This window comes from Coleofasciculus sp. E2-BRE-01 (assembly GCF_040221695.1).
GTDB lineage: Bacteria > Cyanobacteriota > Cyanobacteriia > Cyanobacteriales > Coleofasciculaceae > Coleofasciculus.
Genome location: NZ_JAVKEA010000230.1, coordinates 1 through 12,487 on the forward strand (window position 1 = coordinate 1; position 12,487 = coordinate 12,487).

The window sequence follows — 12,487 nt, forward strand, 5'->3', positions numbered from 1 at the left end:
TACTGATATTATACTACAGTGTTGGCTGAGTGTTATCCGGATTATTTGACTGGCGAATAAATTCGCTACCTAGACGGTTTGCTCGGTTTCATCTCCTGGCTATAGAGCGCAGGAGCCTTCACCATCGCTTCTATCGGTAAAACCGATGCCGATAATGTTATCGGTTTTGTCCGACTACTGATCAGGGAAAATATATCATTGCGCCCCCAGTTTCCCATTACTCCATCACACTGCTTCCGGTAAGGCTCCTCGCATTTTGCTTAACCAGTCGATTAAATTCTCTAACTGTTTATTGGCTTTGAGAACCCCTAATCCCCGTACTGTTACTTTACCAGGAGAATAGACAAAGCGCGATCGCAAATGTTCGGGGAGGTTCTCTTTCAATAGCTTCCAGGCAGGTTCCTCCATGGGCGTTTCTAGGGCGATGTGCTGTTTCCCCTCTGGTTTAATCCGACTAAATCCGAGAGATTTCGCTACCTGCTTCAGTTCCACAATCCGCAATAATTGCTCAACGGGTGCGGGTAAGGGACCATAGCGATCATGCCAATCTGCGGCAATTTGGACTAATTCAGACTGAGAATTCGCCGCTGCTACTGTCCGATACGCACTCATCTTTTGATCTAAATCGGGAATATAATCAGCCGGGATAAAGGCGGTAAGATTTAAGTCAATTTGGGTATCATCCACTTGGGGAATTTCTTGTCCCTGAATCTCGCGAATGGCTTCTTGTAGCATTTCCATATACAAATCAAAGCCAATCACATCCATTTGTCCCGATTGTTCCGCCCCGAGGAGATTTCCCACGCCTCGGATTTCCATATCCCGCGTCGCCAGTTGATACCCAGAACCCAATTGGGTAAACTCCTGAATCGCCCGTAAGCGCTTGCGGGCGGCGTCGGATAGGGTTTCTTGTTTGGGATAAAATAACCAAGCGTGTGCCTGTACGCCGGAACGCCCGACTCGCCCCCGCAGTTGGTAGAGTTGGGCTAACCCAAAGCGCTGGGCGTCTTCAATCAGGATAGTATTCACTCGCGGAATATCTAACCCGGATTCAATAATTGTGGTACAAATCAGGATATCCGCTTCCCCGCTACTAAAAGTAAGCATGGTGGCTTCTAATTCCCCTTCGGGCATTTGTCCATGGGCAATTGCCAGTCTCGCGCTAGGTATCATTTCCCGCAGTTTCGTGGCGACTTCTTCAATTCCCTCGACACGGGGAACTACATAAAACACCTGTCCGCCGCGATCTAATTCGGTGCGAATTGCCGTGCGAACCGCTTCGGGATTATAGGGGGCTAAATGGGTTTTAATCGAACGCCGGGAGGGAGGGGGAGTGGTAATTAAACTCATTTCCCGCACACCAGAGAGGGACATATATAAAGTACGGGGAATCGGTGTGGCGGTTAAAGTGAGGACATCAACTTGTGTTTTCAGGGTTTTAATTTTCTCCTTTTGATTCACGCCAAAGCGCTGTTCTTCATCGACAACTAACATACCTAAGTCGCGGAATTTGACACTTTTGCCTAAGAGTTGATGGGTGCCAACAACGACATCTAGTTCTCCAGTAGAAAGGCGGCGCTGAATTTCTTTCCGTTCCTGGGCGGTGCGGAAACGGTTGAGTAATCCCACATGAATCGGATAGGGGGCAAAGCGTTCTTTTAGGGTGTGGTAATGTTGTTGGGTAAGAATGGTTGTTGGGGCGAGAAAGGCGACTTGTTTACCAGAGGTAATCACTTTAAAAATTGCCCGCAAAGCTACCTCAGTTTTACCAAAGCCTACATCCCCACAAACCAAGCGATCCATGGGGCGATCGCTCTCTAAATCTCGCTTTACGTCTTGCACGGCTTTGAGTTGATCTGGCGTGGGTTGGTAGGGGAAGGATTCCTCTAATTCCTCTTGCCAGGATGAATCTTCCGGAAAGGCATAACCGGATCGTTGACTACGTTGGGCATAGAGTTTAAGTAAATCAACCGCCAGTTTCTTAATGGTTTTGCGAACCCGATTTTTGGTCTTTTCCCAGGCTTTGCTGGACATTTTATTCAGTTGAGGCGCACGGCTATCGGCACGGCGATAGCGTGATAAAACCCCTACCTGATCGGCGGCAACTCGTAATAAGCCATCGGCATATTTGATGACTAAATATTCACGGGTTTGATGGTTCAGAGTGAGGCTTTCTAGCTTGACAAATTGACCAATGCCGTGGTTTTTATGCACCACATAATCCCCAGGAGTTAACTTATTCGGGTCAACTTGTTTGGATGCCGCACGGCGTCGCTTCCGTACATAACTGGGAGTGGCGAGCGTATGCTGTCCAAAAAACTCGCGATCGCTAATTACAACCAAGCGAAATGTGGGCAGGATAAAGCCTTCCAATTCCGCTAATCCGGAATATTTTACCGCCACAGGTGTTTTCTGGCTTTGCAGTTTATCAATTGCCGGATAATCGCGGGGATTGGGAACAAACTGGGCGGGACAATCATGTTCCTGTAACAGAGACACCGAACGACTCGGTTGAGCCGAAACCAGCCAAACCGAAAACTTGCGATCGCGTTCACGGCGGACAATTTCTGCAAGTTTGGCAAACTGGTGTGGTGTGGCGGGAATCGGACGGCTGGCTAAATTCACCGCCGTCTCATTTGTCGCTTCTGCTAGTTCCGATAAATAGAGTAAGGTTGGAGTGTGTAGGGGCGGGTTTAGGGATTGTTGTTTCGTTGTTGATGATAACGTTTCATCAAAACCCGCCCTGACTGCGGTTTGCGTGTTGAATAATTCAGCATATTGACGATGCAGAGGCGGGAGGGGATGGGCTAACGTATCTAAATGATCTTGAGCATGTTCCACCCAGCGATCGCAATGAGCGCGACATTGTTCAGGTTCGTCAATAGCAATAACCGTATTATCGGGCAAATACTCCAACACAGAAGCAGGTTTATCAAACGCAATCCCCAAGAAGCGACGACTCCCTTCCAGATGTCCCCCCGCTTGCCAGAGTGCCTGTTCCTCTTCCTCTAGATGGATTTGAACCTGTTGGGCTTGGGTATCACTGAGGGCATCAGTAATAATGGGGCTAAAATCAGTAGGGGTGAGTACCAGTTGCTCAATTTTATCTAGAGAGCGTTGGGTCGCGGGGTCAAATTCGCGCAGTTGTTCGAGTTCATCCCCGAACCACTCCAAACGCACGGGTAATTCGGCAGCAACCGGGAAAATATCCACAATATCACCGCGCCGACTCCACTGACCTTCCATTTCAACCAGTGGCACTCGATCATAACCCAAGCGTGCTAATTGTTTATCGATTTCTTTCGTATCCCAACTTACGCCTCGGTTGATTGTCAGGCAGTAGGATGCAAAGGCGGCGACTGGTGGTAAATGGGGTTGGAGTGCCGCATGAGTGGCGACAATTGCCAGTTGTCCGTTGGGCTTTGTCTGTCCATTGTCCGTTGAAGTTTGTGGGTTACCCTGATCAGGATTTGACGAATGATCAATCACCAAATCGGCTAATACCTGCATTTGTCCCCAAGTCATTTCCGATTCTGGGTCAAAAGGTTCGTAGGGTGACGCTTCTGAGGTGGGATATAAATGAACCGTTTGCCAATTCATGGCTTCCAGTTGCACCGCCCAGCGACTGGCTTCCTCCAACGTGGCGCAGATCACCAAAAGATTGCGCCCTGCGGCTTGAGCGATGGCAGATGAGACTAATCCCTTAGGTAGACGGGCAATCCCATTCAGGTGCAAAGACGACTGACGATTCAGTTTAGAGAGGAGTTCACCCGTCAGGGGCGATCGCTCCAGAGTCCGAATGATAGAAGAGAATGCCATGATTCACCGCACGTTATTAGAAATAGACAACCCAAGCCGCCATCCATCGGCTTATCTCATTGTAGAAGCCTTGCTCACCTGAGAGGGTGACAAGGGATTTGAGGGTACTACTGGGTGTCGGGTGTCGGGTGTCGGGTGTCAGGTGTCGGGTGTCGGGTGTCGGGTGTCAGGTGTCGGGTGTCGGGTGTCGGGTGTCGGGTGTCGGGTGTCGGGTGTCGGGTGTCGGGTGTCGGGTGTCGGGTGTCGGGTGTCGGGTGTCAGGTGTCGGGTGTCGGGTGTCGGGTGTCGGGTGTCGGGTGTCAGGTGTCGGGTGTCGGGTGTCGGGTGTCGGGTGTCGGGTGTCGGGTGTCGGGAAAAATTGAACTTTACTCAGGGAGTAACCAACAACTCTATTGTTTAGTCCATCTATCTCTACAGTCAAAACCCAGAACTCAAGTCATGCTTGATACTAGAACCTGAGAATACATTCTCCCTCATTCCCAGCCATTACACTCATGTCCTCTGTCTCTCGCGAAATTGTCTTTATCCTCTTGCTCATCGGACTCAATGGTATCTTTGCTATGTCAGAGATGGCGATTGTCGCTGCTCGCAAGGTACGCCTGCAACAGTTAGCCAATCAAGGCAATTCTAAAGCTCGCACGGCTTTGGAGTTGACTAATTCCCCCAATCAGTTCCTCTCTACCGTTCAAATTGGCATTACCCTAATTGGTATCCTCGCCGGTGCCTTTGGCGGGGCGACGATTGCTGAACAACTTGCCACTCAGTTAAAGGAAATTCCCCTAATTGCATCCAAGGCGGATGCGATCGCGTTATTTGTTGTCGTGGTCATAATTACCTACCTGTCTCTGGTTATCGGGGAACTGGTACCCAAACGATTGGCACTCAGTAACCCCGAATTAATTGCCACGGCGGTAGCCGCCCCGATGAAATTTGTGGCAAAACTCACAGCCCCTGCGGTTCATTTACTCAGCTATTCCACGGAAACGGTACTGCACTTATTGGACATCGCCCCCTCTCAAGAACCAACGGTGACAGAAGAAGAAATCAAGATTTTAATGCAGCAAGGTACCGAAGCCGGAACCTTTGAGAAAGTCGAACAAGACATGGTGCAGCGAGTATTCCGATTAGGCGATCGCCGGGTGAGTAGTTTGATGACGCCTCGTCCTGATATTGTCTGGCTAAATTTAAATGATTCCTCGGAAATGAACCGCCATAAGATGATGAATAGTTCCCATACCCGTTTTCCGGTTTGTCAGGGGGGGATTGACAATGTACTGGGTGTTGTGCAGGTCAATACCTTACTTGCCCATTGTCTCGCGGGTCATCCCCTGGATCTAACCTGTTGCTTGCGACAGCCGTTATTTGTCCCCGGAAGCACAAGGGCGCTGAAAGTATTGGAGTTATTCAAGCAATCGGGACCGCATTTAGCATTGGTGGTGGATGAGTATGGGGTGATTCAAGGATTAGTCACACTCAATGATATTTTAGAAGCCATTATTGGTGAAATTCCCTCTTTTGATGATGCGGATGAGTTGCACGCGGTACAGCGAGAGGATGGTTCCTGGTTAGTTGATGGCATGTTATCCGTTGAAGAGTTCCGCAAACTATTTGGCATTGACGAGTTACCGGGAGAGCAACGGGGAAACTATCATACGTTAGGCGGTTTTGTGATTACTCATTTAGGTCGCATTCCCACAGCGGCTGAATATTTTGAATGGGGAGGGTTACGGTTTGAAGTGATGGATATGGATGGCAATCGGGTGGATAAGGTATTGGTGATACCGTTGTCTAAAGAGTATTATCAGCGTCCCAATGATGTGTATTAATAATCCTTTTTGTAGAGACGTTGCATGCAACGTCTCTACTAATCGGGTCGCCCTATTGTTTTAAACGCTACCAACCATGGGTTTTTCTGGCAACGATTGACGTAAACGATCGCCATATAAGGCTAACGCATTCCCCGCCAACAGCAGTCCCAGATGTTCTCGGTCATAATCGGCAACAGTTGCGGCATCCTGGACACAGCCGTGCAGCACACCATCCCAGTGACCGTAATCTCCAGAGAAGCAGGTTAAATGCTTACCAATTTCACCCATCGCCACGGGCAAATACGCTGGACCCGGATCATCGGATTCAAAGGACGTAAAAATTTGACCCCGTTCAAAATACTCGAAGGGGTCACGGTGACGCAGGTCATAATGTTCATACAAGCTAGCATCCTCAATTTTGGTCGGATCATGTGCCGCATTCCACAACAAATCAAACAGGTTTTTCGCCTGAGAGATAATGTTGACATTATCGCGTCCGCCTTTTTCTTGAATCATCAACTTGGTGAATTCCATCAAAGACGGGCGATAGGGATGTTTGGGGTCAAAGTCGCGAATCCGCTTTTCCCAATGTTCATGGAACGCATGGGCTAAATCCGGTAGCCAACCACAACCGCCTTCTAAGAAGCCAACGCGCAGGGTGGGGAATTGTTCAAACGCCCCATCAAATACCATCCGGGCTAATGCTAACTGTTGCTGGTTGCGTTGGACAAAAATGTGGTTGAGGACAAAGGTTTCTAGATGATCCGCAATTCCGCCCACCATGTAGGAACCGGGTCCCCCGTGAATTCCTAAACCAATATCCAAGTCTACCGCCGCCTGTAAAATCGGACGGAAGTCAGGATGGCTAATTGCCTTACAGGTGCGAATTTCGGGGAATGCATCGGGGGCTTTGGGATGGGGAATCGGCATATTGGGCGCAACGGCGACGCTAATCATCCCCAGTTCGTTGACGCAGCGATACATTTCCTTAACCGCTTCATCTACATCCTGAAGACAAATAACCCCAATGGGTTTGAGGCGATTATCATAGCCCCGGCAATCATCTGCCATGTAACTGTTATAGGCGCGGCAAAGTGCGATCGCAAAGTCTTTATCCAGAATACTCGAAAAGATTAGATTCAGCGTGCCAAAGATAACATGGACATCAATTCCCTCTTGATCCATGTGTTGAATCCGCACCCGATTGAACATCGCACCCAATGTGGTATCTGGATGCAGATTGCGAAAGCCACCTTTCCCTAACCCTTGAGGTTGGGGAAACATCCGCAGGAAGTCATTTTTCCCGGTTTCTGGATTGAAGTCTACAATCTTTGCCCGTTGGTCACCGAGACTATCAATCACTAAACCGACGCGATCGCGATACTCTGGTTCTAGATAATCCCGCATAATCATCGGATTCTCTAGCTTATGAGCATCCGCATCGATCACTAGCAAGTCTTGATACATTCTCACTCCTCAACTTGTTGATGAAGGCTTAAGTCTTTAATGTTACTAAATGTTACGGATTCGGGCTATGGGACAAGAAGGCTCCAAGGGGTAGAAGGAAAAAATGCCCAAGGGATTTGGTATACCCATCACCCCATCACCCCATCACCCCAATCATCCCTTCCTGGCTGGGCGCAAGCCAAACCAGTTCTCGAATGACCAAGATAGAGACGCGAGGATAGTGATACCCGGATATTTGCGAAACGCGGGTTCATTCTTCTCAAAGAACGCATGTCCCCCCAAAGCAAAGACTTGGGTGAGGATGACGCAAATCAAGGTTAACCGCCAATCATAGAATAGTAGGATAACGGCTGCGATCGCGAGTAGGTTGGTGAGGTGGTGCAGCCTCTGATTAATCGGATGCCGATGAGAGGCGATGAAATGGGCTTTGGCTTCTTGGAAGTTGTTCAACAATGGGACTCTCCTACAGTGACACTCAACTCAGCAGGCTTAAAACATTTTAGTGCCGTGGCACAATTGAGTGGATTAATAGTACGCCAAGAAACCCTAGGGACGCAAGGCTGAGTCCTTTACAGTTTCTGGGCGTAAACATCTTAAATTATTCTTCCTTTTTAATCGGAGCCGGACAGAGAATACCTTCGGAGCGCAAGGTATCCATAAACATCTTCCGCAGAATGCGCTGGATTTGAAGATGCTTTCCTGGCTTTGCCTTCGTCAATGTCTGTAGCAACAAGTTAGACTCCCCTAGACTTTCCACGCCATCAACTTGTGTGGGTTCGAGTACATCGGGATAATTGGCTTTTAATTCCTGTCCTACCTCCTCAACGACTTGATAGACATGGGCTAAGTTGGCATTATAAGGTATGCAAACTTCCACGACGGCAAAAATGTATTCTTTGGAGTAGTTAATCACTGAGCCAATCGCACCATTGCGAATAATCTGTAATTGACCATTAGGATGTCTGAGACGAGTGGTTCTCAGTTCAATCGCCTCCACCGTCCCCTCGACGACTTTCTCTTCCACGTTCCCGGCTTCAATATAATCCCCGACTAAATAGTAGTTTTCAAACAGAATAAAGAAGCCACAAACCATATCGTTAACCAGTTCCTGGGCGCCAAATCCTACCGCTAGACCAATAATACCCGCACCCGCTAGGATAGGAGTTGGATCAATATCAAGAGTATACAGGATTGAAACCCCAACGGTGAAATAAATTAAGTATTGCAATATACTGCGAAACAGTGGAATCAAGGTTAAGCGTCTGCTTCTTTGCCTGTCGGTCAATTTTTTCTCTTTAAAGACTAATTCTTCAGCCAGTAAATAAACCACATCATAAAATACCCGGCTCAAGAATATCAGGGTAATAATTTTGATAATTCGCAGCCAAAAATCGGACAGGTTGGCGATGACTTCAATCTGCTGAGTTACCAGTGTAGCGATGCAGGCGTAGAGAACCAATTCCAAACACCGCTTCAAAAAAGGGATCAGGTGGCGTAGGCGATCGTAAAATCTTAATAGGTTATCCGGGCTAGAGTATCTGATACTGAGAGCATCTAGGATATCCACGATCGCGGCTGCCGCTTTAATAATAAGTAATCCAACCGCGATGATTAAATAGATGCGTAGGGCGACAAAAATATAGTCAGAAATTACGGCGGGTAAATTTAGAAACAGACTACAGCAACCGATTATCCACAGCCAACTTCCCCATTTGATTCTTTTATAAAGTTCGGCAAAAAAAGCATCAATGCTTTCATCATCGGTGGTGCTGCTGTCTAGGTTTTTGGCGCGAGTGTTAGCTAATTTGAGGCAGTATTTGATCAAAGCTAGAGCGATCGCCGCTAAAATTACCGCACCAAGACTTTGAGCCATGCCAACTGCCAAGGCTAGCCAAAATCTGGGTGGAATAAGCCTAATCAAGTCCAGTGTATATTTTTGTAAGTCTTTGCCTTGATAGATCAGGAAAAAATTAACACCGACAATCACCAGGCACAGCACCGAGCCAGTCAGGAGCAACAATCCGGTGATGTTTCGACGCATCATTTTGACTTGTTGCGCCTCGATCTTAAATAGTGGGTATTTAATCAAGAGTTTTGACGACTTACCCACAAGCCAAATCAAAACCAAGAAAATGATAATTACCAGACTGACTTCAGCTAAAATGATTAATGCGTTCATAATTTTTGCTCAGCAACACTACCCTCAACTATTTAATTATGATTATAATGACATATTTTTTAGGTAATTTGGTGTCAAAAAGATTAGCCGAGGTTTCGGCATGAAGAAAATAAAGCTTCTTTACTTATCCTTTTATGGTAGCAAAAAATGGCATAAGCCCCTAGTTCGGAGCCATTTTCCTATGAATTGGGATGCTCACCCTATACCTCCTATTCTGAGAATAGTGCAAGATCACAAAGCCCTTTTTGTTCACGTCCACTCTAGTGGATTTAACTTATAATAGTGTTTTAATTGCCGATAAAGTGCAGTATGTTTCCTTACCATTTGCTCAGGTTTTTCAAAGAAAGTCTCTGTCGCTACAGCAAAAAATTCGGCGGGGTCAGTCGCACCGTATTTATTCATCACTGTTTTTCTACCGCGTTGAGCATCACGTTGTAATTGCTGATACTCTTGGGTAAATACCTGCGCCCACGTCCGATAATCAGCCTTAGAGTCCAGCTTCGGTACACCGTTAATCATCCCATCGGTTTGATCGAGTTGATGGGCAAATTCATGGAGAACCACATTATGTCCATCCTGCCAATTCTGGATATCATATTCGATTTGCTGCCAGGATAGGACAAGTTGATCTCGTGTCCAAGATTCCCCCAGTCTCACTTCATCTCTTTCTTCTACAATATAATCACTGATTCGCTTTGTTGGTTTGACCCGATAGGCGCTGGGATACACCAAAATTGAAACTAAATTGGGGTAATAGTCCCCTCTATCATTCAGTAAAAGCAGACAAGCTTGAGCTGCAATCGTCAGTTTTATTTCTTCAGTAATCTGTAATCCTCTACAGCCAATAAACTGTTTTTCAGCTAAAAAAACAGCCATGTAACCTTGGAGTTTTCGTTGTCGGGATTGAGGTAGACGGTGATAGAATGGCAAAATTTGCTCGATAAACCTTTGCCAACGCCGAGGAAACGATTGATTTTTAATGCGGTTCCGTCGCCATTTAGTCAGAAGTGGACTCAAGAGAACCCCAGCGCAAATCCCAACAATAATTACTAAAACAATAATAGCTTCAACCATATAATTTATTTTAAGTTGTAGCCCTCACCGGATGCCCGTCTCCTTTTTGATCCCCCTTCCGTCCCCGATTAGATCCCCCTTCCGTGACCCTTCAAAAGGGGGAAGCCAAATGAATGTTACTTCGCTTTTGGTTCCATGGGGGAAGCCAACGGATTACTGATACTCCAGGAAATCATGGAGAATTTCATCGGGTTCGTCATCGATGTCTTTCCAATCCTCAGATACCTCAGATGCGATCGCGGATTGTGCGGATTGTTGGGTTGGGGTATTATTAGCCTTTACCTGACTCAGCGCCGCAACTTGTTGGCTGAGGCGGTCAACTTTTTCGGCGAGGGTATCCAATTGTTCGACAGTAGCATAGCGTTTGGCTTCTTCGCCTAGCTGGAAAAATTGAGTCAAGATTTCCACAATCGCCGAGTCAAGGGAGTCAATTTGGTTTTTCTCTTGGTAGGTTATCAAAGATTGGTAGAGGGAATCGGAAATAGAAACACTAGGAAGCTTTTTGTTAGAATTCATAAGTTTTGCCCTTCAAACTAGAGTACAATGAGGTAATACAGCTAATTCACTCGTGAAAACTATCATTATATCGGGACTGGTGTTAGCCTTCGCGATCGCCTGTCATTCTCCCTCTCCCTCTGAGCCTAAAGCTTCCGTCAGTACAGCTCAAAGCAGTACGGATAAATTCGCGTCGAACCTTAGCCAAACGACTTCTGGTTCTGAAACCCCAATCGTTGGCGATAACCCAACCGTTGGTAGAGTCAAAAGTATGGTTAATGGTGACCTAATGTGTTACGTTAGCCTGGTTGATGAAAATAATAGTGAACATGAAATCGGTGCAACGTTTGATATCTGTGCCAATTCTAACCTATTTCTAAATCAAAAAGTACGCCTTGTTTATGATAGAATTCCCGTTAATGATTGCCAAAGTATTGAACCCTGTGGCAAGACCCGAATAGAGTCTCTGATTACTAAAATGGAGACGGTTAGAGACGGAAACTCACAAACATTAAGTAATGGTGAGTGGACAATCACGATTGGGAATCGAGAGTCTTGGTCAGGAGTGAATAGAACAGGAAATCTGAGCTATCAGGGATGTGATTCCCAAGGTAACTGTATTGATTTAACAGGCGGTAAAGTGACCTGTCGCGATGGACTATGTACAATCGGGTGGAGAAATGGGGATTATTTTTATGTAATTGAACAACCAATCGATAATCCAGAGCGTCCTGAATTATCGGAGAGTTCAACAAGACTTATTGTCCGTAAAGGTTCTGAGGTCATCCTAGAAACGACAGGATTTCAAATTGTCTCTCCTTAGCCTTTGCCTAATCAGAATTACCTCCATTACTCTTTAAATTCTGTACCTTTTAAACGTCCCTGCCGAACTTCAGCTTCCGAACTATCTGCATAAATACTCGTCGTAATCACGCGATTCGTGACCTCCTCTAAATAGGAACGCAGTGTCTCATCCAACTCCTGAAATTCGGGCCACAGGGTTTCATCAACAAAGCTAATGGGAACACGAGCCATTACTGTGGTATATTTTTGTCGATAATAGCGATAGGGTTCAATCCCGTAACGACGTAATAACGCTAAAAATAGCTTCTTTGACCACATATCCGTCAATGTGAATTTGTATTCCACCGGGGGATCAAGCTTTTGCACATCGGTGAGCTTTTCGCGGATACGTTCTAGGGCGTTCGCCGCCGCTACCTTTTCTCCGGTTGTGGTTGCACCTGCAAATAAGGATTCAATGCGTTGTAGTTTTTCAATCAGCTTTTGTTCTTCTGTCAAGATGATTCCCTCTCGGCTTCAATTCAAATTGACCACCGATAATATATCATGCTGCGAGAATAGTGTAACGTAGTAATGTAGGGTGGGTTAGGCGGCATCTAAATCGAAGCGATAATCATTTAATGGAGTATCCGCCGTAACCCACCGAGGTTAACGGAAAAATATATTATTGAATCAATATTTCAGCGTATTAGCGTTACCTGTAAGGGCACGGCAATGCCCATGGGTGTCAACTTAAGCCACATTACCCACGATAGGATACTGGGTGTGGGGTATGGGGTGTGGGGTGTGGGGGAAAGCGAGCAATTTTGGGGAGCTATGTATTAAACGGAACCTGTTTGAAAAA

At 46.6% G+C, this 12,487-nt stretch carries 10 protein-coding genes; 3 read left to right on the forward strand and 7 right to left on the reverse strand.

Annotated elements, in window-relative coordinates; translation table 11 throughout:
• Positions 1 to 225: 225 nt before the first annotated feature.
• The gene (gene mfd, locus RIG66_RS31485; RefSeq protein WP_446383721.1) at positions 226 to 3,819 is read right to left on the reverse strand and encodes a transcription-repair coupling factor; all 3,594 of its coding nucleotides are present in this window, start codon (positions 3,817 to 3,819) and stop codon (positions 226 to 228) included.
• A 177-nt stretch (positions 3,820 to 3,996) separates the two neighbouring features.
• Here mfd and RIG66_RS31490 point away from each other — a divergent pair, with 177 nt between their 5' ends.
• Both RIG66_RS31490 and RIG66_RS31495 read left to right on the forward strand, forming a co-directional pair.
• Positions 3,997 to 4,278, forward strand: coding sequence for a hypothetical protein (locus RIG66_RS31490; protein WP_446383723.1), 282 nt, complete (start codon positions 3,997 to 3,999; stop codon positions 4,276 to 4,278).
• Between the two features lie 35 nt (positions 4,279 to 4,313).
• On the forward strand, positions 4,314 to 5,645 hold the full coding sequence (locus RIG66_RS31495; protein WP_446383725.1) for a hemolysin family protein: 1,332 nt from the start codon (positions 4,314 to 4,316) through the stop codon (positions 5,643 to 5,645).
• 60 nt (positions 5,646 to 5,705) lie between these two features.
• Here RIG66_RS31495 and RIG66_RS31500 read toward each other — a convergent pair whose 3' ends face one another.
• The 5 genes from RIG66_RS31500 to RIG66_RS31520 form a co-directional block, all read right to left on the reverse strand.
• On the reverse strand, positions 5,706 to 7,094 hold the full coding sequence (locus RIG66_RS31500; protein WP_446383727.1) for an amidohydrolase family protein: 1,389 nt from the start codon (positions 7,092 to 7,094) through the stop codon (positions 5,706 to 5,708).
• A 153-nt stretch (positions 7,095 to 7,247) separates the two neighbouring features.
• The gene (locus RIG66_RS31505; protein WP_044207192.1) at positions 7,248 to 7,544 is read right to left on the reverse strand and encodes an Mpo1-like protein; all 297 of its coding nucleotides are present in this window, start codon (positions 7,542 to 7,544) and stop codon (positions 7,248 to 7,250) included.
• A 148-nt stretch (positions 7,545 to 7,692) separates the two neighbouring features.
• Positions 7,693 to 9,273, reverse strand: coding sequence for a mechanosensitive ion channel family protein (locus RIG66_RS31510; protein WP_446383729.1), 1,581 nt, complete (start codon positions 9,271 to 9,273; stop codon positions 7,693 to 7,695).
• A 249-nt stretch (positions 9,274 to 9,522) separates the two neighbouring features.
• Positions 9,523 to 10,347, reverse strand: coding sequence for a M90 family metallopeptidase (locus RIG66_RS31515; protein WP_446383731.1), 825 nt, complete (start codon positions 10,345 to 10,347; stop codon positions 9,523 to 9,525).
• Positions 10,348 to 10,500: 153 nt separating this feature from the next.
• Complete coding sequence (locus RIG66_RS31520; protein ID WP_446383732.1) at positions 10,501 to 10,863, reverse strand: hypothetical protein; 363 nt, start codon at positions 10,861 to 10,863, stop codon at positions 10,501 to 10,503.
• Positions 10,864 to 10,915: 52 nt separating this feature from the next.
• On the opposite strand from RIG66_RS31520, the gene RIG66_RS31525 reads away from it, so the two are divergent.
• A complete protein-coding gene (locus RIG66_RS31525) occupies positions 10,916 to 11,665 on the forward strand; it encodes a hypothetical protein (RefSeq protein WP_446383734.1) in 750 nt (249 codons plus the stop codon).
• A 26-nt stretch (positions 11,666 to 11,691) separates the two neighbouring features.
• Here RIG66_RS31525 and RIG66_RS31530 read toward each other — a convergent pair whose 3' ends face one another.
• Positions 11,692 to 12,141, reverse strand: a complete 450-nt coding sequence (locus RIG66_RS31530) for a hypothetical protein (RefSeq protein WP_446383736.1) — start codon at positions 12,139 to 12,141, stop codon at positions 11,692 to 11,694.
• Positions 12,142 to 12,487: the final 346 nt, after the last annotated feature.